This is a genomic window from Streptomyces sp. NPDC088197 (assembly GCF_044741185.1).
Lineage (GTDB): Bacteria > Actinomycetota > Actinomycetes > Streptomycetales > Streptomycetaceae > Actinacidiphila.
In genome coordinates this window covers 291,106-312,731 of sequence record NZ_JBIUSD010000004.1, presented here as the reverse complement: position 1 = coordinate 312,731, position 21,626 = coordinate 291,106, and the positions used below count along the sequence as shown (strand labels likewise).

The window sequence follows — 21,626 nt, the reverse complement described above, 5'->3', positions numbered from 1 at the left end:
GCCTGTTCCTGCCTTCGTCCCGTGCCCGTTCCCGCCTTCGCTCCGCGCCCGTTCCCGCCTTCGTCCCGCGCCGTTTCCGCTGGCGTGTCACAGGGCGCGGCGGCTGTCTCGTCCTACGGGACACAGGCAATTCCCGATCAAGGAGCGGACGATGAACCTCGCGCTGTGGATCGTCACCGGGCTGCTGGCCGCGGTGGCACTGACCGGCGGTGTTTCCAAAGCCTTCATTCCCAAGGACAAACTGACCGCCACTCACGGCGGTGGCTGGACCGGTGACGCCAGTGTCACCTTCGTCAAATCCCTCGGCGTCCTCGAACTCCTCGCCGCTTTCGGCCTCATCCTTCCCGCCGTTCTCGACGTCGCCCCCTTCTTCGTCCCCGTCACCGCGATCTGCTGGTGCCTCCTGATGGTCGGCGCGATGACCACCCACGCCCGTCGCCCGGCCGAAGCCCCCTTCGTCCTCCTCAACCTCTTCTATCTCTGCCTGGCCCTGTTCATCACCTGGGGCCGCCTCGGCCCCCACCCCTTCACCGGGTGATGCCGCAGTGGCCGCGGCCATCGTGGCGGTGGGGATTCACCCCGACGGCGGTGTGGTGATCCGCTTCTCGAACCAGTGGTGGGCGTACGGCTCGTCGTTGAAGGCCGCGACCTCCTCGAAACCGCAGGAGTGGTACAGGCTGATCGCGGCGTTCAGCGCCTTGTTGGTGTCAAGGCGCAGCAGGTCCCGGCCGTTGCGGGCGGCCCGCAGTTCCAGTTCGGCCAGGAAGCGGCGGCCGAGGCCGAGTCTGCGGGCCCGCGGCGCGACCCACATGCGCTTGATCTCGGCCGGGGCCCCCGGCGGCAGCTTCAGACCGGCGCAGCCGACCGGCTCACCGTGCAGCCGGGCGACCAGGAAGAGGCCGTGCGGCGACCGGAGTTCACCGGCGTCGGGCAGGAGACTGCGCGCGGGATCGAAACCGGCGTCGAAGCGTTCGCGCAACTCGGCGAAGTAGGAGCGCATGCAGTGCTCGGCGTCGGGGTGGTCCGGGTCGACGACGTCCAGTGCGACCGTCGCGGCGGTCAGCAGCCGGTCGACCTCGGCCATGGCGGCGACCAGCCGGGAGCGCTGGACGGCGTTGAGCGGCTCCAGAAGGGAACCCGCCAGGTCGTCGCTGCGACCGTCGAGCACGGCGCGCTCGACGCGACCGGCGTCGGTGAGCCGGACGGTGCGCACCCGTCTGTCGCGGGGCAGCGGCTCCACCGTCACCAGCCCGTCCGTCTCCAGGGAGCGCAGCAGACGGCTGACGTATCCCGAGTCGAGGCCGAGCCGTTCGCGCAACCGGCGTACGTCCTGGCCCCGTTCGTCGATCTCCCACAGGAGCCGTGCCTCACCGATCGGCCGGTCCCGGCCCAGATAACGGTCGTGGAGCACGCCCACGCGCTCGGTGACAGTGCGGTTGAACCGCCGCACCTGGGCGATCTCTCGTGCGTCCATTCTCTGACTCTAGTCAGAGAAGTCCCGTCGGACCAGAGGTGACCGACCCGCGTCGCTCCCCGGTGCCTCCGGTCGTAGGGCTGTGTGTGGAGGAGCGCCGCCGAGCCGGCGGCGGCGCTCCTGCGGGGCCGTCCCGGTCGGAGCGGGCTACCGTCCGGGACCGGTCTGACGGCGCGCCGCTACTTCAGGTGGCGGGTGAAGAACTGGGCCGCGGCGGCACCCGCGGACTCCGGGACTCCGGCGTGTCCGCCGAGGTGGGCGTGGAGGGACTTCTCCTTGGAGCCGAAGGTGTCGAAGAGATCCAGGGACGCCTGCCGGTCGTTGCCTTCGTCGTCCCACTGAAGGAGCACGTGCAGGGGAATGGTGACCTGCCTGGCCTCCTCGAAGATGGCGCGGGGCACGAGGCTCCCGGCGAACAGAACGGCGGCCGAGACGCGAGGCTCGACCACCGCCAGCCGGACGCCGACGGAGATCACCCCTCCCGAGTACCCGACCGGGCCGTCGACCTCGGGCAGTGCGAGAAGGGCGTCCAGGGCGGCCCGCCATTCCGGGACGGCCGCCTCCACCAGAGGGAGGACCAGGGCGTGGACGATCTCGTCGCCGACCGGCTCGCCGGTCTCCATCGCCCGGCGCAGGTCGGCGCGGGCCTCGTCGAGGGCGGGCAGGCGAGGCCGGTCGCCGCTTCCGGGAAGCTCGATGGTGGCCGTGGCGAAACCCTCCGCCGCGCAGCCCAGGGCCCGGCCCAGCAGCCGGGGGTACATCTTGCGCAGCCCGAGGGGAGGGTGGCCGAGCAGAATCAGCGGCGCCGGTGCCGCCGCGGACGCCGCATCGGGCGTCCACAAAATGCCGGGGATCTCGCCGAGGGTGAATTCGCGTTCGAGGACGCCTTCGTCGAGGCGCTGCTCAGAAGTGAATCGCATGGTCGTGCCTTTCGGGAGTGCTCGTTGACGGCGCTCCCGGACGACCTATCGCCCGACCGTGGCCCCAGAGGGGAGCACCCATGTCGATACTGCGTTCACGGGTACCACCTCCTCGTTCTCTCGCACGGCCTCGGGGAGGGTAGCAAGGGCCGGGCACGCTTCGCCAACGGGTTTCCCCGCGACGCCGTGGCCGCCGGCCGTCCCCGGTGCGCCCGCCCCCGGCCTCCCGCCGCGGGCCGGTCGCGCCGGGCGCTCCGATCGCCGTGATGGACACGGCCGGCCGGGGAAGGTCTTGCACATGACCAACCATGAACAAGAGCGCGGCCCCGCGGCACCGGCCCGACGTCCCGCAGGGCTGAGCGACGCCTCGGTGGAGGCGCTCGGCATCCTCTCCGAAGCCCTCGAGACGGTGGAGCGGGCGCGCGGGCGGCTGTACGACTTCCACCAGCTCACCGGGGGAGCCGACCTGCGACTCGGCGAGGCGGTCGAGCACCTCAAGGCCGCGGGCCACGCGGAACACGCGGAACGGCTCGAACGCGAGATCGTCGGCCGCAACGTCCTGCCGGGCTACTGGACCTTCCAGATGGTCGAGGCGTACGACGACACGTACGTCGAACCCTTCCGGCGCATGGAGGAGCAGATCCGCACCGACCTGGCGGGCGGCGCGCGCCACATCCACGAGGCCGAGATGAAGGAGGCGCGCCGCACGCACGGCCACCCCGACCACACGGCCCGGCCCCCGCGTCCGGCCTGACCCGTATCCCGCCCGCCCGGAAGAGGCCACCGGCCCGGCGGCGCGCTCCACGCCCATGGCGCCGCCACCGGACCGGGCCGGTGGGTCAATTCCTCGGACCCGCGTCGGGCAGGGGAACCGTCAGCCTCCGGTGCGCGGCGACGGCCGGTCCCGTAGCGGCTCCAACGGCGTGCGCAGCGCGCTGCGTCCGTTCCGCCAGGCGTCGAGCAGCGCCGCGCCGAGACGGTCCTCCAGCAGCCCGGTCGCCTCGATGCCGAGGACCACGTCGGCGTCCAACTGCGGCTCCGCGGCCAGCAGAGGAGCGATCACCTCGTGGCGTACGACCTGTTCGTGGACGGCGTCCGCTTCGACGTGCTCGTCGTAGAAGCGCTCCGCGGCAGGGCCCGCGCGGTTGGCGCGCATCGCCCGCGCCAGCCGCCGGGAACCCGGCGACGAGGTGATCTCGACGGCGGCGAAGTGCCCGACGAGCGCGCCGCGGAGCGCGCGGTGCAGGCCGAAGAGCGACATCAGGTTGACCACCGCCAGCGCCTCGGCGGGCGCCGCGTCCAGATAGCGGCCGTACGCGGTGTCCAGGCCGAGGTCCGCCATCAGGTCGGCGAAGAGCCGCGCGTGGATGTCCTCCGCGTGCCCGCCGCCGAACTCGTCGAATTCGACGGCGACCATCGCCGCCTTCGCCCGGCCGTGGAGGCGCGGGATCACCCAGGCGTGGGGATCGGCCTCCTTGAGGTGGTACAGGGACCGCAGGGCCGCGTACTCCCGCAAGTGCTCGAGATGGCCCTCGGGCTGGAGGTAATGACTGACACCGGTGCCGTCGTCTCCCACCGGTTCGACCAGCAGGGCGGCGACGGAGTCCGCCGCGTGCGGGCGGGTCGGCGCGTCCGCGCGCACCTGGCGCAGGAAACGGTCCTCCAGGAAGCCGCGCGTCCGCAGCAGCTCCACGTCCCACTCACGGTCGTCGGCCACACCCGCGAAGCCCTGGTAGTGCAATTCGTACAGCGAATACAGGGCGAGTTGCAGGTCGTCGCCGTACGGATCGGCGGCGGCCACGGCACCGGCGCCGGGCAGCTCTCCCGCGCCGTCGCGCAGCGACGCCACCACGGCGGCCGACAGCGGCCCGCGGGGCGTCGGAAGCGGGGGAGTGGTGGCACGCGACTCGCGGTAGGAGGTCGGGTTCGCGGTCGGCGGGTTCGCGGTCGGGTTCGCGGTCGGGTACGCGGTCGTCATCAGGACTCTCCCTCCGGCCCGGCCGGAGCCGTCCGCTGCGCGCCGCACGCCGGCGGCTCTCCGTCCCCGCCGCCCTTGGACCGGCGGCGGTGGCTGGTGTCGCACCACGGGTGCGTCCGGCTGCGGCGGCAGGTGCACACCGCGACCATGAAGCGGTGCGAGGTCACGGCGACACCGTCGTCGCCGACGACGGTCACCGGCCCCTCGACCAGGACGGGCCCGTCCCGTTCGACCAGGACGCGGCGCGGGCGCTCAGGCGTGTTCGGCACGGATCACCACCAGCTCCTCCTTGTCCTGCTCCCCGTCGATCAGTCCCGCCTGCCGCAGCCACGCCGTTCGTCCGCGCAGTACGGGCCCGAAGGGGATCAGCTCCCGGTCGGTCACCGCCGCGCGCAGCCCGGCCTCCGCCAGGGAGGCCAGCGTCGCCTCGACCCCGCACAGTGCCGAGTGCACCATCAGCAGGACGCCGTGCGGCGCCAGGACGCGCGGCGCGGTCGCGCAGATCCGGTCCACGACCGCCCGCCCGTCGTGCCCCGCGTCCCAGGAGCGGGCCGCGCCCCGTACCGGCGGCTCGGCCGCGGGGGAGGGGACGTAGGGCGGATTGCTGACCACCAGGTCGTACGGGCGGTCGTGCCGTCCCCGCTGCCCCGCGAGGTCGCCGTGCAGCACCCGTACCCGCCGCCCGGCCCTCAGGGCGTTCGCGCGGGCCGAGAGCACGGCCTGCCACGCGATGTCCACGGCGGTCACCCGGGCGCCCAGCCGCGCGGCGCAGATGGCCAGCGCGCCGCTGCCGGTGCACAGATCCAGTACGTGCATCCCGGGCGCCACGGCCTCGCGGCACATGGCCCGCATCAGGAGGTGGGTGTCCTGCTGGGGTTGATAGACACCTGGCATACACAGCACGGTCCACCTCCGACGCATGATGCGATGACTTTGAGTCACCTATTTGTGTGGTCCAGGGCCGACTGCCCCGGATGCGGGGTACCAATCGACGGACGGCGACCCGATAGGGATTCGGACGGTTCCGGAAATTCCGGAACCGGGTTTCCCGCCGCGATCGCGGGCACACACCCTCTATGGCGCCGAAGGACAGTGGCACTCCATCATTGATCGTTCTTGCCAACTTCGCCTCCGCACTCGCTGTCGACCTGCGGGAACACGCCGTGGTCGCCCGGTGGGCCGAGCAGGCCCCGCGGAAGATCTGGCTGACCCGGCCCGGTGACGTACTGCTGACCCCGGTCCCGCTGTCCGAGCCGTTCGCGCGGTACGCGTGCGCCCTGACCGGCGTCCCGAGGGACTCTGTACGGATCGTCACCGTCCGTGACCGACCCGGTGTCGCGATGGCCGAATCCGTGGCCGACACGCCCGGCCTGACCGACGAGCTGCGCGCGCTCGCGGCGGCCCGCCCCGGCACCCGGCTGCTGCCCATCGCCCTGGACGCCTCGACGTTCGCGCTCGCCGCCGCGCTGGGAGTGCCGGTGTCCCCCTGCGGTCGCGGCGGGCCGGCGGTCGGCGCCGAAGCGCTGGCGGTCACGGAGCTGTGCAACACCAAGGCCGGTTTCCGCGCCGTGGCCGAGCGGACCGGGATGCGCGTGCCGTACGGACGCACCTGCTCGGGCCCCGACCTGCGCGAGACCGTACGCGCGGTGCTCCGCGCGGCCGTTTCCGGGCGCGGTGTCGTGAAACCCGACCGGTCGGCGGGCGGGCACGGGCTGCGGTTCGTCGGCGCCGAGGATCCGCTGGTCGCGGCGGACGGCTTGGGTGTGGACGGACGTGGTGTCGTCGGGCCGGACGGTCTGGGCTCGGACGGCTTGGGCGTGGACGGACGTGGTGTCGACGGTTTCGGGCCGGACGGTTTCGGGCCGGACGCTTTCGCGTCAGAAGGATTCGGGTCGGACAGCCGCTGGACCGTGGAGGAGTACGTCCCCCACACCGTCTCGATCAGCGCCCAGTTCGTGGCCGCGGCGGGGGGACCGCGACCGCTCTTCGACGGTGTCATGCGCACCGAGGACGGCTCCTTCACCGGCTACCGGGCTCCGCTGCGCGGCATCGTGCACCCGACGGTGTGCGACGAACTGCGCGACTGGGGCATGGCCCTCGGCCGCCACCTGATCGCGCACGGCTACCGCGGCCCCTACGACATCGACGCCCTCGTGGCCACCGACGGCACCCTGTACGCCACCGAGTCCAACGTCCGCCGCACCGCGACGACCACCCCGTACGACCTGGTCGTCCGCCTCGCCCGCGGCACCCCCGTCACCTGGACGACGGGCACGGTCCGCGCGTCCGGTCCGTACTCCTTCTCCGCCGCACTCGACCGCCTCCGTGACCGCGCGCTGGACTACGACCCCGAGCGCGGCGACGGGGTCGTCCTCTACGCCGACGCCCCTGCGGACGGCGTGAGTTGGCGGTACGCGATCCTGGCGCGCTCCGCGCGGAGGCTGGACGAGTTGGCGGCGTCCTTGCCGTCCGCGCTCCAGGACTGAACCCCGGAGCGCGTCCGCGCGGGGCCGAACTCCGTTTCGGGCGACCGCAGATGGGGCCGGATCAGTCCGCCTGGGCGCGAGTGGCGGACACCCGCGCTCATCATCGGCCGCTCATGGCGATGATTTCCTCGCGGCGCATTCCGGCGTGACGTGCAATAGCGGGAACGTTTTTCCGGCCTCGCGATTCTGCGATATTCGACCATGCCGGTTGATAAATCAATCCTTCACTCGTATGCGTGCATCGCTTCCGCATCTCTTTCTTTAGTGTGCCTGGCACGGAGTCGGCCGTCCTCAGAACCCGCCTTTCGGGCTTCGCTGCCGTTCCTGTCAGGAGTCACGCCTCTATGACGTCACAGATCCTGCCCGCGCCGAAAGGTCGCACCATTCCCACGTGGGTCGCGGCGGTGGTCGCGCCGCTGATCGCCGCGTCTCTCGTCGCCGCGGTGTCGACCCAGGCGGATGCCACCGCCACGGCCGTCCCGCTGGGAACGGCGGACAGTTTCGCCGTACTGGCCGGTCAGACGGTCACCAACACGGGTCCTTCGGTGATCACCGGAGACCTCGGGGTGAGCCCCGGCACCGCCATCACCGGGTTCCCGCCCGGCCTGGTCAACGGGGCCCAGCACTCGGCGGACGCGGTCGCCCTCCAGGCGAAGTCCGACCTGGTCACAGCGTTCAACGACGCCGCAGGACAGGCCACGGACTCGACGCTGCCCCCGGACGCCGGGGGTTTGTCCCTGGTCCCCGGCGTCTACACCTCCTCGTCCACGCTCGGTCTCACCGGGACGCTGACCCTCGACGCCCAGGGCGATCCCAACGCCGTGTGGGTGTTCCAGGTGGGCTCCGGCCTGACCACCGCGTCCGCGAGCCGCGTTCTCCTGGTCAACGGCGCCTCGCCGTGCAACGTCTTCTGGGAGATCGGCAGTTCGGCCACGATCGGCACCAACTCCACCTTCGTGGGCAACATCCTCGCCCTGACCTCGATCAACGTGACCACGGGCGCGAGCATCGACGGCCGCGCCCTGGCCCGTAACGGCTCGGTGACGCTGGACACCAACCGCATCACGCGGCCGGCGTGCGGCACGGGCACGACGACCGGTGGCACCACCACGGGCGGTACGACGACCGGTGGCACGACCACCGGCGGGACCACGACCGGTGGCACGACGACGGGTGGCACGACCACCGGCGGCACGACCACGGGCGGTACGACGGCGGGAACCACCACGGGCGGGACGACCACGGGTGGGACGACGGCCGGGACGACCACGGGTGGGACGACGACCGGTGGCACCACGACCGGTGGGACGACCACGGGTGGTACGACGACTGGTGGCACGACCACTGGCGGGACCACGGGCGGCACCACGACCGGCGGCACCACGACGGGTGGTACGACGACCGGCGGGGCCACCACCGGCGGTTCGACCGGCGGCACGGGTCACTACCCGGGCAAGCACTGCAAGCCGAAGAAGCCGGTGAAGCACTGCCCGCCCAAGAAGCCCGTGAAGCACTGCCCGCCGAAGAAGAAGCCGGGCAAGCCCGGCGGTTGGTCCGACAACCAGGGCTACGGCGCACAACCCGCTTCCCAGGCGGGTCACCAGCGCTGACGCGCCCGGAGCACGACCCCGCTCGGTGAGCGACCAAGCGGTGCGCGGCGGAATCGACACCGAACCCGCCGCGCGCCGCGGCACCGGGCCGCACAAAAGGCAGCAGCGGAAAGTAGAGGGCAGGCGCAGATGCGGGCAGCAGGGACAGCGGTGCGGGTCGATTCCGACACGTACGTACGGGAATTGCCGGACGAATCACCGGAGTTCTCCGGACAACACCGACTGCCCGTCCCGCTGAGAGCGGGCATGGGGATCGCAATCGCGCTGATCGTGGCCACGGCGTTGACCCATGTGGCCATGGTGTTCCTGCACGTGGCACCGGCCAATCCGATCTCGCAGCGGTTCGGCCGCCAGATCAACGCCTGGATCTACCCGGTCTTCGAGCAGAATTGGCAGTTGTTCGCGCCGGATCCCGAGTCGGTGGACCGGACGGTCTACGCCCGTGTCGCGAGCACCGGCCCCGACGGGACCATGCACGTCACCGCGTGGGTCGACCTGACCGCAGCCGACACGGCGGCGGTCGAGCACGACCCGTTCCCCAGCCACACCCACCAGAACATGTTGCGCCGGGCCTGGTCCTCCTACGTCGACACGCACGGGAGCGACGACGAGCCCCACTCGGACCGCGCGGTCATGACCCAGCGGTACCTGCGCAACATCGCGGTGCAGCGCGTGGGGGGCCGCCGACCCGTCGGCGACGGTCCCGTCCAGTCCGTCCAACTCCGAGTGGTCACCGTGCCCGTCGCCGTCCAGCACGCGCGCCCGGTCGCCACCGCGGCCACGGCCGCCGACACCCGTTTGCTGCCCTGGTGGAAGGTGCCCTCGAATGACCACTGACCAGGTGACGTCCACCGAGGACGCGGTGCGGCCGGCGCCCGACGTGCCGCGGCCCACCCCGAATGGGACCGGCAGGGCGTACGCCCTGCTCACGGAGCGACCGGTGTCGCTGTACGCGGCGGCCGTGCTGCGGATCGGATACGGACTGCTCTACCTCGTCTTCCTGCTGCGGGAGTTCTCGCATCGCGACGAGATCTGGGGACCCGGCTCGCCGTGGACTCCCGACTTCGCCCGGCAGCTCTTCGCCCAGAGCGGCTGGGCCAGCGTCCTCACGCTGTCCGACAACAAGGTCTACTTCGAGGTCTGTTACGCCTTTGCCGTGATCATCTGCGCGCTCTTCGCGCTGGGTTGGCGGACGCGGGCGGTCTCCGTGCTCTTCGCCGTCGTCGTCGCCTCATTCCACGCCAGGGCGCTCTTCATGACGGACGGCGGCGACAACCTCACCCTGCTGATGTCCGTCTACCTGATGTTCACCGCCTGCGGACGCCGCTGGTCCCTGGACGCACGCCGCACTCGGCTTCGCCCCGCCCGCCCGGACGCGCACGCTTTCGCGCAACTCCGTTACGTCCGCAGCACGTTGACCACGGTGCTGCACAACTGCGGCATGTTCGTCATCGCGGCCCAGGTCTGCTTCCTCTACGGATCCGCCGGCCTCTACAAGGTCCAGGGCGCCTCCTGGGGCAACGGCACCGCCCTGCACGACGTACTCAATCTCCCCCTCTTCCAGCCCTGGCCCGCGCTGTCCCATCTCGCCGACAGCTTTCCGACGGTGCTCGTCATCGCCGGTTACGTGACCGTCCTCGTCCAAGTCGCCTTCCCCTTCGTCCTGTTCGGCCGCCTCAAATACCCCGTCCTCGTCGTCCTGATCGGCATGCACACCGGCATCGCCCTCTTCCTCGGTCTGCCGCTCTTCTCCGCGGCGATGATCATCGCCGATACCGCCTTCCTCCCCGACCGCCTCTACCTCTCCCTCTCCGCCCACCTCCGCCGATTCCGCCGCCCCACCCCCGCGCCACCGGACCCCACCGACGCGCCCCCCATCCCCGCCCAACCCGCGCTCTAGGCTGTGTCGCCAGCGGAAGCCGGTGAGCCGGGCGCCCCCGGACCTCACGACGTCGAGCACGCCGCCTCCCGCCGACCGCGTGGTGTCCGTCTCGCCGCGTAAACTGTCGACTCCGACGGTTTCCCGTTCGACCCGAAGGACTCAGCCGTGGCCGACCGGCCCGAGATTGTCTGCATCTGCGGCTCCACCCGGTTCGTGGCCGAGATGCGCGCGGCGAACCGTGACCTGACCTTCGCCGGCGCCATCGTCGTCGCGCCGGGCGAGGCGGACGCGCCGATCACCACCGAGCAGAAGACCGCACTGGACGCCCTCCACCTGCGCAAGATCGACCTGGCCGACCGCGTTCTGATCGTCAACCCCGGCGGCTACGTCGGCGAGTCCACGACCCGGGAGATCGCCTACGCCCAAGCCACCGGCAAACCGATCTCGTTCACCGATCCCGTCTGACCACTACTACTCCAGCCCGGTAGATCGTGAGCATGCCGGACCTGCGGCGCAGTGCGTGCCCGTGTGCGAGGATCTCGGCTATGGCGGCGACTGAAACGGATCTCGTTCTCAACCGGTTCGTCTCCGAGATACAGTTGGCGGTGCCGATGGTGGCCGTCTGGGCACACGGTTCACTCGCGCTTGGCGACTTCCAGCCGGGACGCAGCGATCTTGATCTCATCGCGATCGTCGAACGCCCTCTGGACGGCGAGCACAGGGACCGGCTGGCGAGCATTCACCAGCGCCTGCTGGACGAAGAGCCAGCCGCGGCCAAGTTGCACTGCTCATACATGGTCACAACATCGCTCTCCGAGGTCGAGACGCACCATGTCACCTGGGCACACAGCATGATCCTGGAACGCCCAGTGACACCGGTCACCCGCCGAGAACTGCTCGACGGCGGGCTCACCCTCCATGGTCCGTCACCGACGGAACTGCTCCCGCCGCTCACGTGCGGGCAGTTGGAGGACTTCATCCGGCGCGACCTGGAACAGTTCTGGCTTCCGGCCACAGGCAAGCCCCTACTTTGGCTCCGGGACATCTGGGTGGATCTGGGCCTGCTGGTCCTGGCCCGAGCCACCGTCACGCTACGCGACGGACGGCTGATCACGAAGGGTGAGTCCCTCGCGGAACTGCTGGAACTGGGTGCGCCGGCAGATGTGGTTCGAGACATCCATGAGCGCCGGTACGCAGATCCCAAGCCGATCAGCCCTTTGCGGCGAATCCGCCGAGCGATGCGGGCCCGCGCCTTCGTGCGGCGTGGTATCAAGCGCACTCTGGCCATGGGCGGAAGCCCCGAGTAGGCGTCGCCCAGCGTGGATACGTCATGACGGTCCGCCGGATGCACCTTCGGCTGATCGGATGAGTAGCAGGCCAGGTGGCGACCGGGACGTTCAAGGTCGTGAGCGTCTACGACGGCTCCACTGATCTGTCCCGCTCCTGGCCGCACTACAACGAATGGAAACGCTTCGGCGTCGCGGGCGACTCAGGACTCGACGTACTGCTCTGCCTGTCCATGAACTACCCCGACGACGCCGGATACGCGACGCAGGCGGGTGCGCGGGGCGGACGGCTACTGGGGCTGGGTCGCGATCTGGATGAGGTTGCCGCAGGTGTCGTCGAAGACGGCGGTGGTCACGGGGCCCATTTCCAGGGGCTCCTGAGTGAAACGGACGCCGAGGCCGGACAGGCGCTCGTACTCCGCCTTCACGTCGCTGACGGCGAACTGGGCGAGCGGGATGCCGTCCTCGAAGAGCGCGTCGCGGTAGGGCGTGACGGCCGGGTGGCCGGCGGGCTCCAGGAGGAGCTCGGCCCCGCCGGGCTCGTCGGGTGAGACGACGGTCAGCCACCGGTCCTTCTCGCCCACCGGCACGTCGTACTTCTTCACGAAGCCGAGGACGTCCGTGTAGAAGGCCAGGGCCTTGGCCTGGTCGTCGACGAACACACTGGTCAGATGGATCCTCATGGGGTGCTCTCCCTTGGTTCGGACGTGCCGCGGACAGGCCAGCGCTCGGTGATCTGCCGCAGCGGGTCGGTGTTCAGGTCGTGGAACTTGTAGCGCCCCTCCCGCCGGGTCTCGACGAGCCCGGCCGCCTCCAGCACGGCGAGGTGCTGCGAGACCCCCTGACGCGAGAGCCCGAGCCGATGCTTCATCGCCAGCCGCGAGCAGATCTCGAACAGTGTCTGTTCTGACTTCTCCGCGAGCTCGTCGAGGATCGTCCGGCGGGTGGGGTCGGCCAAGGCTTTGAACAGGTCATCGGCCACGCCCCCATGATAGGCAAGCCCCCACTTGCCTATCAAGCCGAGACACACGGCGGAACCGTCGATGACCAGGCAGTGATCACGGACCCGACGGCGGCGTGAACCTCGCCGACGGGCCCGGCCGAGGGTTTGAACCTCGCCAAGACGTCCGCTCGGAGCTGTTCCGGCAATTGAAGGTAGCCCGCCGGGCGGTCCGGCTGCGGAGCGAGCGTCTGCGCGCTGACCCCGAGGTATCGGGTCAGAAGTCGCAGGAGCAAGTCGCGCGAATCGCCGGGAGGTGTCCTTGGGAGGGATCGTTTCCGCGTGATCACCTGAGCCGAGTGAACACTCGTAGCAACATCGCTCTCGCCGGTGCCGTCGTGCTCGCCCTTACCGGGCCTCTCGTCGCCGGTACGCCCTCTGCTTCCGCCTCCGCTTCGGCCTCGGGGCCCGCACCGCTGGTACGCGCGGCGGACCGGGTGCCGGGCGAGTACATCGTCACCCTCGACAAGAGAATCGACCCCGCCGGAACGGCGGCGAAGCTGGGTCTGAAGCCGGCCTTCTTCTACAACACGGTCCTCAACGGCTTCGCTGTCCGCCTCACTCCCCAGCAGCTGACGCTCGTCCGCGGCAGCCTCGGAGTGGAGGCGGTGGAGGAGGACGGGAAGGTCGCTGTTCCCGACCCGGCGACCGCGTCCGCCCCGGCGGTACGCCAGGGTCCGGCGGCCTCGTCCTGGGGCCTGGACCGGATCGACCAGCGCGATCTGCCGCTCGACGGGGAGTTCATCACCACCGGCAACGGTGCCGGAGTGACCGCCTACATCCTCGACACCGGCATCGACTACGGCCACTCCGAGTTCGGCGGGCGCGCCACGTTCGGCTTCGACGCGGTCGCAGACGGCAGGGACGGAGCCGACTGCAACGGCCACGGCACGCATGTCGCGGGAACGGTCGGCGGCAAGACCTACGGCGTCGCCACCAAGGCGAGCCTGGTCAGTGTCCGAGTCCTGGACTGCCGGGGCAACGGCGACGACTCCGCGGTGATCGCGGGCCTGGACTGGGTCGCCAAGCACGCCGTACAGCCCGCCGTCCTCAACGCCTCCATCGGCGGCGAGAAGTCCCCGGCGCTCAACACCGCCACAACCGCCCTCTCCGACGCGGGCGTCCTGCCGGTCCTCGCGGCGGGCAACGACGCGAAGGACGCCTGCGAGCAATCCCCGGCCTCCGCGCAGCGGGTGGTCACGGTCGCGGCGAGCAACAGGTCCGACGAACAGAGCACGTTCTCCAACTGGGGCCCATGCGTCAACCTCTACGCCCCCGGAGAAGGCATCCTCTCAGCCAAGCTCGGCGGCGGCTCCGCCTCCCGGAACGGCACCTCGATGGCCGCACCGCACGCCACCGGAGTCGCCGTCCTCTACAAGCAGGAACACCCCGCGGCCGACCCCGCCGAGACCGCCGAATTCCTGGAGACCACGGCCACCCGGAACGTCCTGACCAAGCTCAACCCGACGTCCCCCAACGCACTTCTGTTCACCGACGGACTCTAGTCCCGGACCAGCCGTCGGCATCGCGACAGGCGGATCGCGCCACCCGGCCGTCAACCGTGCCCCCGCCCATGTGGTGGCCGACCGGGATGCGACGGGCGGTGGACGGGCGGCATCCGCCACCGGCGCCCGGCGCCCCTCCACGGCTGCGGCAGCCCCGCCATCGTCCGCCTCGCCGCACCCTCACCGGGCGACGCCAAACGACCCGTTCGGCTTGTCCGTCATCTACCAGGACCTGCCAGGTCGGCCGATGACTTGGGCACTCGGGCCGGGCGGGCGCGAGGTGTGCGCGGATGTTTCTGTTCCGCCGGCGGAGAACAGCGGCCCGACCGGGCTCGACGGCCATTACGGTCCAGTCGTATGACGACGGTTACCACGCGTACGGTCGAGTACCCGGCTGACGGTTTGACGATGGTCGGGCACCTCGCGCTTCCGGCCGGTACCGACCGGCGGCCAGCGGTGCTGCTCGGGCCTGAGGGTATGGGGCTCAGTGACGTCGAGCGCCGTCGGGCGGATGCTCTCGCCGAGCTGGGATACGTAGCGCTGGCCTTCGACCTGCACGGCGGGCGCTATCTGGGGGACCCCGAGGAGATGCTGGCCCGTTGCCTGCCGCTGCTCGCCGACCCGGACCGGATGCGGGGGATCGGCCACGCGGCGCTGGACGTGCTGCGCGCCGAACCGCGCACCGACCCCGACCGGATCGCCGCCATCGGTTACGGCACCGGCGGCGCCATCGGGCTGGAACTGGGGCGCGACGGCGCCCACCTGCGCGCGATCGGCACCGTCAACGCGACGACCACCGGCCGGCCGGGCGAGGCAGCGCGCATCCGCTGCCCGGTGTGGGCCGGAGTCGGGTCGGAAGACCCGATCATGCCCCCCGCGCAACGCAACGCGTTCACCGCCGAGATGCAGGCCGCCGGCGTCGACTGGCGCCTCGTGGTCTACGGCGGCGCCCTCCACGCCTTCCACCACCCGCCGGTCGACCACCCCATGGTCCCCGGCGTCGGCCACCACCCACAGCACGCACAACGCGCCTGGCGCGACGTCATCGACCTGCTCACCGAGTGCCTGCCCGTAACGGAGTGATCCGGCCGGCAACCGCCCTTCCGGGCCGCGTACCAGGCCGGTAGATCGCCACCGGCTCCGGCGGCTCCGGTTTGCAGGGCATCACCGCAGCTCGGATTCGCTACGAAGACACCGACAGATCCGTCCGGCGTTGGACGGAGGCAGCACGTCACCACCGCACGGCCGACGATCGCCCCACTCCGGTCTCGCACCCACGACCTGGTCTTCTGGTCAAGCGCATGCCGGGCACGCAGAGGGAGGCTCCACCAAGCCGTGACGTACCCTTCCGCCATGACAGATGGTCAAACGGACCTTGAGCGGCTGACATCGGGCAAGTACGTCCGGGTCACTACCTTCCGTCGGGACGGCACAGAGGTTCCGACCCCGGTGTGGGTGATCCAGGACGGTGATGCCCTCGGTATCTGGACGGTCGCCGACTCCGGCAAGGTCAAGAGGATCCGCAACCGCGCCGACGTCCTGGTGTCCGCCTGCGACATTCGCGGCAACCCCTCGGGCGAGCCCGTCCCAGGACGGGCGGAGATCCTCACCGGCGAGCAGACCCAGCACTACCGCCGTCTCCTGGCCCGCAAGTACGGGTTGACCGGAAGACTCACCCTCCTGGGCAGCCGCCTGCGCCGCGGCCTGGACGGCACCGTCGGCATCCGGATCACCCTCGCCTGACCGTGCGGCAGCGTCCCCGCCCGCCAACGCGATCCCGACGTCGCCGAGGCGGTCGGCGGAGGAGTTGGGGCCGGGTGGTGTCGCGATCCGGCGTGGGGATCGGTGGGGGGCGCATGGATGCTGAGGACCCGAAATCTGCTTCAGCCGGTGACTCGGTCTTCGTCCTGCCGACCACAGCGACCAGGTGACCGCACGTCCGCACAGTGAGGCCCGGCTCCGCAACCGGCGGGTGCACGTAGGTATGCATCGTCTCGTTGAACTCCCTGTGCCGGGAGAGCGCCTGCACGGCCTTGGGGTTCAGGCCAGAGTCAAGGAGCCATGTGGTGGAGAAGTGCTTCAGGCGGTAGAGCCGGGTTCTTTTCGGCAGCCCGGCTAGCTTTACCGCTAGGTCGTTTCGTTTGGATCGGCTGGCAGGCCAGAGGAAGATCCCGCGATGTGCAGTCCAGCCAGGTAGATGGTCCCTGTCCTGTCGTCACGGGCGGCCATGCCCCGTCACTGCTTCAAGCGGTTGATGCAGCCTTCAACGGTGTCGCGCTGTTTGTATGCCTCGCGGTCAAGGGCTGGTGGCCTTCCGCGTCGCAGGTGGTGGTCTCGTTGATCGGCCGGAACGGGGGATAACCGCCCGCATGCCACGCTCGCGCAGGTGCTCGCGGATCGCGCGGGAGGAGTACGCCTTATGGGCCAGGCCACGTCCGGATGCGGACGGTGATCCGACCGGGTTCACCGCGGCCTCCGGCGGCGGGTGGAAGCCCGAACGGGGCGCGGAGGACCTGACGCTGACCGGCTCCCCGCTCACCGGCACCTTCACCTTGAAGGCGGCGAAGGCATGACCAGCACGTTCGCGAAGGTCGACCCCTCGGCTACGACGTGGCGGGTCACCTCGATGTTCCTGCCGACCACCAACTCCACCACCCAGGTCGTCTCGGAGAAGATCCCGGTCGGCAATACGTTCCTGGCCCGCCCCAAGTACGCCATCGCACCCACGTCCGCCGTCACGCAGGCCACCTGCTCCACCACGTCCGCGACCAAGGGCTGCCGCGTACTGGAATACATCTACGCCAACGCCACCACGCAGGTGGGCTGGGTGCCTTCTTGCTTGACCAAGCCGGGGTGGACGCCGAGCTAGAAGCCGCCGGGCGACGGCTTGCCGTCCTTGCAGGCCAGGACGTCCAGCGGTGAGGGGCCGTCGGCGGCGTAGACGACGCAGCCGGACAGAACCGCGACCGGGTACTGGCCGGTGGACGCGGCGTGCTTGATGATTCGAGCCGCGCGGTGTTCTGCCCAGCCCGGTAGCGGTAGTTGGGGAGATCCTGAGCGGGGTTGCGTGGCGGAGTGAGGCATGTGAACCGGCTGCCGCGTGGCCTTTGGCGAGCGGCAGCCGGTCTACGTCGGGAGCCTGTTGCGCGATCGGCGTTTCAGGTGGTCATGGCTGGGAGGGCGGGTCGCCGCGCAGGGCGAGGGAGTGGTAGCCGCCCGCTGCGATGGCCTGCACTTTGGTGGCGGCGTCGGTGGGGAGTGCGGTGAGGGCCGTGGTGTTGGCTTTCCATTCAATGGCCTGGCCGTTGTCGCGCAGGGCGACGATGCGGTCGTATCCGGCTGCCACCGCGACGACCCGGGTCTGGGCGGTAGTCGGCACCCACTGGTTGGTCATCGCGGTGCCCCAGGCGTAGACGCGACCGCCTACGACTGCGACGGAGAAGTCCTTGCCGGCGGCGATGGCCGTGGCCGTGCCGTTCTTGACCGGGGTGACGACGTCCGTCTGCTTCTTGCGGTTGTCGCCCCACGCGATGACTTTGCCGTCGTCGGTGAGGGCGAGGGCGTGGTAGGCGCCGGCGGCGATCGCGGTGATTCCGGTGTGGGTTCCCTCGGGGGTCTGGGTCTGGCCGTAGCGGTTGTCGCCCCAGGCCAGGACTTGGCCGTGCTTCAGGGCGAGCGAGAAGAACTGGCCTGCCGCGACGGCGTCGACGCCGGTCTGCGCGGCGGCGGGGACGGCTGTGGAGCCGTAGCGGTCGCTGCCCCAGGCGATGACCTGGCCGTTTTTGACGGCGAGGGAATGGAGATAGCCGCCGGAGACGGCGGTGACGTCGGAGTGGAGCGCGGCCGGGACGTCTGTCTGGTGGTAGAGGTTGCTGCCCCAGGCGGTGACGGCGCCGTCCTTGACGGCCAGCGAGTGGAAGGCGCCGGCGGCGATGGCGCTCGCCCCCCGCAGCGCGGCGCCGGGGATGGCGGTCTGGCCGTAGGTGTTGTCGCCCCAGGCGAGTGTCGCCCAGTCGGTTGCGGCGCGCTGGGCGGGAGCCGGCGTCACGACGGCGGGGGCGGTCCCCGGGGTGGCGGAGGCTGGCTGGGTGAGGGCCGGCAGGGGGCTGACGGCGGCCAGGGCGATCAGTACGGCCGCGGGTCTCCAGCGGCGTCGGCCTGCTTCACGGCGGGTCGGCATGGGGCGGTTTCCCTTTCCCTGGGAACTCGGGGAGGTGGTGGTCACGTCAGCCACGGTCGGCTCCGGCTGCCGGCGCGCCCGCGTCGACGGGGGTTTCGGCAGAGGGACGGTTGGAGCGGCAGCGTGCCTGCTCACCGGAGGTGAGGGGACCGGTGCGCTGGTAGACGCGGTCGGCGAGCTGGGTGGAAGGGTGGTCGACGACCGTGTAGAGGCGCCAGTCGAGGTTCGGGTCGGCGGGTGTGGGATTGGAGGTGTACCAGCCTTCGGTGCGCTGGCGTCCGCTCTGGGTTTCGATCCAGGAGACCTCGCCGGGGCTGATGACCTCACGGACCGTCCGGTCGGCCGCCGGGGCCCATGCGGGGGTGGTGCCGGTGCCGGTGGTGAACTGGCCGTTCATGTTCGAGCGTGCAGCCGACCCGGGGGCCGGGGGCAGTCCGGCGGCGGCGGGCAGGTCGCTGATGGTGCGTGAGGAGATCCGCAGCGGCCGTTCTCGGGTGATGGTCGCGCGGGTGCAGTTGATGTATCCCTCCTCGGCCTGCCTGGCGGGCTCGTAGTACGCGAAGGAGTAGTCGGACTCGGCCGTGAACGTGCAGCGGCTGGCGGCGGTGTTGCACTCGGTGACGGCCTCGGTGACGTTCCGCTTGTCGTTGCCCCTGAACGCCAGCGAGGGCGGCAGTTCGTTGTTGCGGATGGTCTTGTCCAGTGGGGGCGGAACCTGGACCGCCGTGATGTTGGTGATCATCGGTCCGCACTGTCCGCCGTTGGTGCCGGTGCCGGCCGCGCCGCCGTTGGGTTTGACCGGGACCGTGGAGGCGAAGGTGAGCAGCGGCTCGTAGGCGTTGGCGGTGAAGGTGTAAGTGCGCCCGGTGCGCCATCCACCTGCGCCGAAGACATTCCATTCCTTGTCCGGGTCGGGCTCGGTCAGCTCGTCCTGAACGGCGCCGCCCTCACCTTGGACGGTGTAGGTCTGCCCCTGTTCCACCGTGCGGGGGGCACATTGCATCGCGATGCCGGGGCTGTCGTCGAAGGTGACCGTGACCCGTGCGCCCGGCCGCACACCGCGCAGACGCTGCTTGAACTCGTAGGACGAGCCGTTCTGGGGCAGCATCGCCGCGGCCTTCCCCCCGGGGTGGCCCGTGACGGTGCCCGCGTAGCGAAACACTCCGCTGGCGGTTCCGGCACCGTTGTTCGCGGACGTCGAACCCACCGACCATCCCGTGGGCGTGAGGGTGTTGCCGTTTCCGGTGATCGCCGGAAGCGCCAGGTCGCCGTTGATCACGGCGACCGGCTCGGGCGTGTCCGCCGAGGACGCCTCAGGAAAGGCGACGGCCACCAGGCCGAGACACATGGCCCCGACAGCGGCACGGCGAAGCACGGGGCGGGCTGTGGTCACGAGGGTCCTCTCCGGGGCCGGACCGTGCGGCGGCTTCGTGCGGGCGCTCACGAGGCGACGCCCGCAAGGTGAACGCGGTGCTTGAGCCAGGCGCCCGCGGGCAGCCTTTCGACGGTCAGGCCGGCGTCGGACCCGGCGCGCGCGCCGGCACGGCGGGCCGGAACGCTACGGGTGGGCGGGGGCGTGGTGGTCTCGTCGATGGCGTCCCTGCCGCCGGGCCGCAGCCGCTGGCAGGTGTTGCCGGGCACGGTGTAGGTGTCCGCGACGAAGGTGCTGCGGTTGACGGTGGAAGGACCGTCCACGAAGACGTTGTGCGCCCCGAGACCGCTTCCGGTGAGGATGCTGCCGGCCACGCGCTGCATCGCAGCGCTCGCGCCGAACATGAGCGCGTCGCCCGGGGCGACGGTGACCTCGTATGTGGTGGACTCCGTCTGCTGGGTGCTCCAGTTCTTGGAGTACGACAGCTTGAAGGCGCCCTCGAAGGCGGCCCGCAGGCCCGCCGTGCCGGTCAGGGTGCCGCTGCCGTTGGCGGTTCCCTTCGCGGTGGCCTCGGCGCTGGGCCCCTTGGACTGGTCCGGGGTTTTGAAGGTCCCGCCGGCCTCGCCGCCGACGCCGGCGGTCACCGAGCCGGAGGCGTTCAGGCTTCCCTCGATGGTGATCTGCCCGGTGATCTCGCCGCCGAGGTTGTCGGAGCTGGAGACCTGGAGGGAGACCTGACGGCTGACCTTGATCGGCTCCTTGGTGCAGTTGAGGACCGCATTGCCCAGCGATCTGACAGCGGTGACGTACTCCCTGGAGGCGTCGCGGTTGATCTCGAAGCGGCAGGCACCGGCGTGTGCGGCACAGTAGTCGCTGATCTTCTGCGGGGAGTCCAGCGGCTTGTCGCCGTCGAAGGCCTGCGCGACGGGGACGGCGGGGTCGGGGCCGTCGGCCGCTGCGGCGGCCGGGGCGGACAGCGCGATCGCCAGGGCTGCGGCGGCGGCAAGGACTCGGCGGTTCGTCGCGGCGGTCATGGGTTCATCAACTCGCAGACGCGGGTGAGGTCGGCGGGGTCACCGGAGGACGACAGCGCGGGGGGCAGATCGGCTCCGAACGCGGAGCACTCGCCGCTGACCGCGGTCTGTGCGTTGTTTGAAGGAGCGGGGTGGACGCCTTCCAGTTCCTGCTGGGTCTTGGCCATGCCCTCCTTCTGCTCGTGGCCGTCCCCGGCGAGGTTGGTCATGCAGTCCTTCGAGGTGGGCGGGCACTTGGTGGCCTCGCCCTTGGCGGCGGCGATGTCCTCCTTGGCCTGCGCCTCGTCCTTCTCCACCTTGTCGCGCTGCCCGTCCACTTCCTCACGGTCCTTCGTGGACGCGGGGCAGGGCTTCTCCGCGCCGTCCGGGCAGGTCGAGTCGGTGGGGGAAGGCGTCGGATCGTCGGCCGCGCGGACGACAGCGACGGTGGGAGCGTCATGCAGAACTGCCCGGGAGGCGGGGAGGGCGGCAGCGGTGATGGCCACCGCGAGTGCGGCGATGCCGCGGGAGACAGGGATACGCGTCATGTTCTGGGCACGACCTTTCCAAACACATGTTCATATACGGTGCATGTCGTCATGAAAATATGAAAATCAGTACAATCTCAAACCCATCCGTGCCGCAGCCGGAAAACGATCACGCGATCGGCTCTGCGACCCGCCTCCTGAGCTACAGCCACCGCCGGAACGGGGGCTGTAGACGCGGCCAGTGGACGTGGATTCGCGCGGTGGACGTCGTGGCGGACCCTGCGGAAGGGAGGCGTCGCCCTGACCTGGGGCCCCACGGGAGCGCAGATACTCCGCCAAGCCGTCGGGTCGAACCGTTATACCCGGGTGGAGTTGCTCGCGCCGCGCAAGCGCGTCCTGGGCGAACCACTTGCGTTTGAGCACGTGCCCGCC

24 protein-coding genes and 1 pseudogene are annotated in these 21,626 nt (G+C 70.6%); 12 read left to right on the top strand and 13 right to left on the bottom strand.

The features are described from left to right. The first annotated feature begins 151 nt into the window (after positions 1–151). Positions 152–538 carry a DoxX family protein gene (locus ACIOC1_RS13510; RefSeq protein WP_401854012.1) on the top strand — a complete coding sequence of 129 codons (387 nt, stop codon included), beginning with the start codon at positions 152–154 and terminating at the stop codon, positions 536–538. Between the two features lie 36 nt (positions 539–574). Here the strand turns inward: ACIOC1_RS13510 and ACIOC1_RS13505 are convergent, their stop codons facing one another. Both ACIOC1_RS13505 and ACIOC1_RS13500 read right to left on the bottom strand, forming a co-directional pair. Then, positions 575–1,474, bottom strand: a complete 900-nt coding sequence (locus tag ACIOC1_RS13505; RefSeq protein WP_401854009.1) for a GNAT family N-acetyltransferase — start codon at positions 1,472–1,474, stop codon at positions 575–577. Positions 1,475–1,653: 179 nt separating this feature from the next. Then, positions 1,654–2,394, bottom strand: coding sequence for an alpha/beta hydrolase (locus ACIOC1_RS13500; protein ID WP_401854007.1), 741 nt, complete (start codon positions 2,392–2,394; stop codon positions 1,654–1,656). A 298-nt stretch (positions 2,395–2,692) separates the two neighbouring features. Here ACIOC1_RS13500 and ACIOC1_RS13495 point away from each other — a divergent pair, with 298 nt between their 5' ends. Then, positions 2,693–3,148 (top strand): hypothetical protein, encoded by a 456-nt coding sequence (locus ACIOC1_RS13495; protein WP_391045351.1) that lies wholly within the window; start codon positions 2,693–2,695, stop codon positions 3,146–3,148. 120 nt (positions 3,149–3,268) lie between these two features. Here ACIOC1_RS13495 and ACIOC1_RS13490 read toward each other — a convergent pair whose 3' ends face one another. From ACIOC1_RS13490 to ACIOC1_RS13480, 3 genes are read right to left on the bottom strand one after another with little or no spacing between them, the layout of a single operon-like run. Then, entirely contained in the window at positions 3,269–4,372 is a 1,104-nt protein-coding gene (locus ACIOC1_RS13490) for an iron-containing redox enzyme family protein (protein WP_401854004.1), read from the bottom strand. Beyond that, the gene (locus ACIOC1_RS13485) at positions 4,372–4,641 is read right to left on the bottom strand and encodes a CDGSH iron-sulfur domain-containing protein (RefSeq protein WP_355345562.1); all 270 of its coding nucleotides are present in this window, start codon (positions 4,639–4,641) and stop codon (positions 4,372–4,374) included. Before ACIOC1_RS13485 ends, ACIOC1_RS13490 begins: the two co-directional genes overlap by 1 nt. Next, positions 4,625–5,266 carry a HemK2/MTQ2 family protein methyltransferase gene (locus tag ACIOC1_RS13480; protein WP_355345559.1) on the bottom strand — a complete coding sequence of 214 codons (642 nt, stop codon included), beginning with the start codon at positions 5,264–5,266 and terminating at the stop codon, positions 4,625–4,627. Before ACIOC1_RS13480 ends, ACIOC1_RS13485 begins: the two co-directional genes overlap by 17 nt. Before the next feature lie 212 nt (positions 5,267–5,478). Between ACIOC1_RS13480 and ACIOC1_RS13475 the strand changes: the two genes are divergently transcribed. The 6 genes from ACIOC1_RS13475 (at position 5,479) to ACIOC1_RS13450 (ending at position 11,657) form a co-directional block, all read left to right on the top strand. Continuing rightward, positions 5,479–6,858, top strand: a complete 1,380-nt coding sequence (locus tag ACIOC1_RS13475; RefSeq protein WP_401854001.1) for a peptide ligase PGM1-related protein — start codon at positions 5,479–5,481, stop codon at positions 6,856–6,858. A 344-nt stretch (positions 6,859–7,202) separates the two neighbouring features. Continuing rightward, entirely contained in the window at positions 7,203–8,468 is a 1,266-nt protein-coding gene (locus tag ACIOC1_RS13470; protein ID WP_401853998.1) for an ice-binding family protein, read from the top strand. A 246-nt stretch (positions 8,469–8,714) separates the two neighbouring features. Continuing rightward, positions 8,715–9,305 carry a DUF5819 family protein gene (locus ACIOC1_RS13465; RefSeq protein ID WP_401310991.1) on the top strand — a complete coding sequence of 197 codons (591 nt, stop codon included), beginning with the start codon at positions 8,715–8,717 and terminating at the stop codon, positions 9,303–9,305. After that, the gene (locus tag ACIOC1_RS13460; protein WP_401853995.1) at positions 9,295–10,368 is read left to right on the top strand and encodes an HTTM domain-containing protein; all 1,074 of its coding nucleotides are present in this window, start codon (positions 9,295–9,297) and stop codon (positions 10,366–10,368) included. The genes ACIOC1_RS13465 and ACIOC1_RS13460 overlap by 11 nt, the downstream gene beginning before the upstream one ends. A gap of 147 nt (positions 10,369–10,515) precedes the next feature. Further along, positions 10,516–10,815, top strand: a complete 300-nt coding sequence (locus ACIOC1_RS13455; RefSeq protein WP_355345544.1) for a hypothetical protein — start codon at positions 10,516–10,518, stop codon at positions 10,813–10,815. Positions 10,816–10,895: 80 nt separating this feature from the next. After that, positions 10,896–11,657 (top strand): nucleotidyltransferase domain-containing protein, encoded by a 762-nt coding sequence (locus ACIOC1_RS13450; protein WP_401853992.1) that lies wholly within the window; start codon positions 10,896–10,898, stop codon positions 11,655–11,657. Between the two features lie 269 nt (positions 11,658–11,926). Here ACIOC1_RS13450 and ACIOC1_RS13445 read toward each other — a convergent pair whose 3' ends face one another. After that, positions 11,927–12,319 (bottom strand): VOC family protein, encoded by a 393-nt coding sequence (locus ACIOC1_RS13445; protein ID WP_401853989.1) that lies wholly within the window; start codon positions 12,317–12,319, stop codon positions 11,927–11,929. Further along, the gene (locus ACIOC1_RS13440) at positions 12,316–12,618 is read right to left on the bottom strand and encodes an ArsR/SmtB family transcription factor (protein ID WP_401853986.1); all 303 of its coding nucleotides are present in this window, start codon (positions 12,616–12,618) and stop codon (positions 12,316–12,318) included. The genes ACIOC1_RS13445 and ACIOC1_RS13440 overlap by 4 nt, the downstream gene beginning before the upstream one ends. Before the next feature lie 317 nt (positions 12,619–12,935). On the opposite strand from ACIOC1_RS13440, the gene ACIOC1_RS13435 reads away from it, so the two are divergent. The 3 genes from ACIOC1_RS13435 to ACIOC1_RS13425 all read left to right on the top strand — a co-directional run bounded on the left by ACIOC1_RS13435 (position 12,936) and on the right by ACIOC1_RS13425 (position 15,884). After that, a complete protein-coding gene (locus ACIOC1_RS13435) occupies positions 12,936–14,141 on the top strand; it encodes a S8 family peptidase (RefSeq protein WP_401853983.1) in 1,206 nt (401 codons plus the stop codon). A 357-nt stretch (positions 14,142–14,498) separates the two neighbouring features. Next, a complete protein-coding gene (locus ACIOC1_RS13430; protein ID WP_401311008.1) occupies positions 14,499–15,224 on the top strand; it encodes a dienelactone hydrolase family protein in 726 nt (241 codons plus the stop codon). Between the two features lie 270 nt (positions 15,225–15,494). After that, positions 15,495–15,884: a PPOX class F420-dependent oxidoreductase gene (locus ACIOC1_RS13425; protein ID WP_391117868.1), complete on the top strand. Its 390-nt coding sequence runs from the start codon at positions 15,495–15,497 to the stop codon at positions 15,882–15,884. Positions 15,885–16,268: 384 nt separating this feature from the next. On the opposite strand, the pseudogene ACIOC1_RS13420 reads toward ACIOC1_RS13425, so the two are convergent. Next, positions 16,269–16,569: pseudogene (locus tag ACIOC1_RS13420) on the bottom strand (IS5/IS1182 family transposase); the annotation flags it as partial. A gap of 141 nt (positions 16,570–16,710) precedes the next feature. On the opposite strand from ACIOC1_RS13420, the gene ACIOC1_RS13415 reads away from it, so the two are divergent. Further along, complete coding sequence (locus ACIOC1_RS13415) at positions 16,711–17,010, top strand: hypothetical protein (RefSeq protein ID WP_401853979.1); 300 nt, start codon at positions 16,711–16,713, stop codon at positions 17,008–17,010. Here the strand turns inward: ACIOC1_RS13415 and ACIOC1_RS13410 are convergent. From ACIOC1_RS13410 to ACIOC1_RS13390, 5 genes are all read right to left on the bottom strand, one after another. Further along, the gene (locus tag ACIOC1_RS13410; RefSeq protein WP_401854302.1) at positions 17,007–17,225 is read right to left on the bottom strand and encodes a hypothetical protein; all 219 of its coding nucleotides are present in this window, start codon (positions 17,223–17,225) and stop codon (positions 17,007–17,009) included. The two genes, ACIOC1_RS13415 and ACIOC1_RS13410, sit on opposite strands and share 4 nt — an antisense overlap. Before the next feature lie 82 nt (positions 17,226–17,307). Further along, positions 17,308–18,321: an RCC1 domain-containing protein gene (locus tag ACIOC1_RS13405; protein WP_401853977.1), complete on the bottom strand. Its 1,014-nt coding sequence runs from the start codon at positions 18,319–18,321 to the stop codon at positions 17,308–17,310. A gap of 46 nt (positions 18,322–18,367) precedes the next feature. After that, a complete protein-coding gene (locus ACIOC1_RS13400; protein WP_401853974.1) occupies positions 18,368–19,714 on the bottom strand; it encodes a hypothetical protein in 1,347 nt (448 codons plus the stop codon). A 47-nt stretch (positions 19,715–19,761) separates the two neighbouring features. Beyond that, positions 19,762–20,727, bottom strand: a complete 966-nt coding sequence (locus ACIOC1_RS13395) for a hypothetical protein (protein WP_401853971.1) — start codon at positions 20,725–20,727, stop codon at positions 19,762–19,764. Continuing rightward, positions 20,724–21,254, bottom strand: a complete 531-nt coding sequence (locus ACIOC1_RS13390; RefSeq protein ID WP_401311023.1) for a hypothetical protein — start codon at positions 21,252–21,254, stop codon at positions 20,724–20,726. The genes ACIOC1_RS13395 and ACIOC1_RS13390 overlap by 4 nt, the downstream gene beginning before the upstream one ends. Positions 21,255–21,626: the final 372 nt, after the last annotated feature.

Bases quoted from the DNA above. Each gene is read 5' to 3' on its own strand.
- ACIOC1_RS13510 (WP_401854012.1), top strand. From the start codon at position 152: ATGAACCTCGCGCTGTGGATCGTCACCGGGCTGCTGGCCGCGGTGGCA.
- ACIOC1_RS13505 (WP_401854009.1), bottom strand. From the start codon at position 1,474: ATGGACGCACGAGAGATCGCCCAGGTGCGGCGGTTCAACCGCACTGTC.
- ACIOC1_RS13500 (WP_401854007.1), bottom strand. From the start codon at position 2,394: ATGCGATTCACTTCTGAGCAGCGCCTCGACGAAGGCGTCCTCGAACGC.
- ACIOC1_RS13495 (WP_391045351.1), top strand. From the start codon at position 2,693: ATGACCAACCATGAACAAGAGCGCGGCCCCGCGGCACCGGCCCGACGT.
- ACIOC1_RS13490 (WP_401854004.1), bottom strand. From the start codon at position 4,372: ATGACGACCGCGTACCCGACCGCGAACCCGACCGCGAACCCGCCGACC.
- ACIOC1_RS13480 (WP_355345559.1), bottom strand. From the start codon at position 5,266: ATGCCAGGTGTCTATCAACCCCAGCAGGACACCCACCTCCTGATGCGG.
- ACIOC1_RS13470 (WP_401853998.1), top strand. From the start codon at position 7,203: ATGACGTCACAGATCCTGCCCGCGCCGAAAGGTCGCACCATTCCCACG.
- ACIOC1_RS13465 (WP_401310991.1), top strand. From the start codon at position 8,715: ATGGGGATCGCAATCGCGCTGATCGTGGCCACGGCGTTGACCCATGTG.
- ACIOC1_RS13460 (WP_401853995.1), top strand. From the start codon at position 9,295: ATGACCACTGACCAGGTGACGTCCACCGAGGACGCGGTGCGGCCGGCG.
- ACIOC1_RS13450 (WP_401853992.1), top strand. From the start codon at position 10,896: ATGGCGGCGACTGAAACGGATCTCGTTCTCAACCGGTTCGTCTCCGAG.
- ACIOC1_RS13445 (WP_401853989.1), bottom strand. From the start codon at position 12,319: ATGAGGATCCATCTGACCAGTGTGTTCGTCGACGACCAGGCCAAGGCC.
- ACIOC1_RS13430 (WP_401311008.1), top strand. From the start codon at position 14,499: ATGACGACGGTTACCACGCGTACGGTCGAGTACCCGGCTGACGGTTTG.
- ACIOC1_RS13425 (WP_391117868.1), top strand. From the start codon at position 15,495: ATGACAGATGGTCAAACGGACCTTGAGCGGCTGACATCGGGCAAGTAC.
- ACIOC1_RS13415 (WP_401853979.1), top strand. From the start codon at position 16,711: ATGACCAGCACGTTCGCGAAGGTCGACCCCTCGGCTACGACGTGGCGG.
- ACIOC1_RS13410 (WP_401854302.1), bottom strand. From the start codon at position 17,225: ATGCCTCACTCCGCCACGCAACCCCGCTCAGGATCTCCCCAACTACCG.
- ACIOC1_RS13405 (WP_401853977.1), bottom strand. From the start codon at position 18,321: ATGCCGACCCGCCGTGAAGCAGGCCGACGCCGCTGGAGACCCGCGGCC.
- ACIOC1_RS13395 (WP_401853971.1), bottom strand. From the start codon at position 20,727: ATGACCGCCGCGACGAACCGCCGAGTCCTTGCCGCCGCCGCAGCCCTG.
- ACIOC1_RS13390 (WP_401311023.1), bottom strand. From the start codon at position 21,254: ATGACGCGTATCCCTGTCTCCCGCGGCATCGCCGCACTCGCGGTGGCC.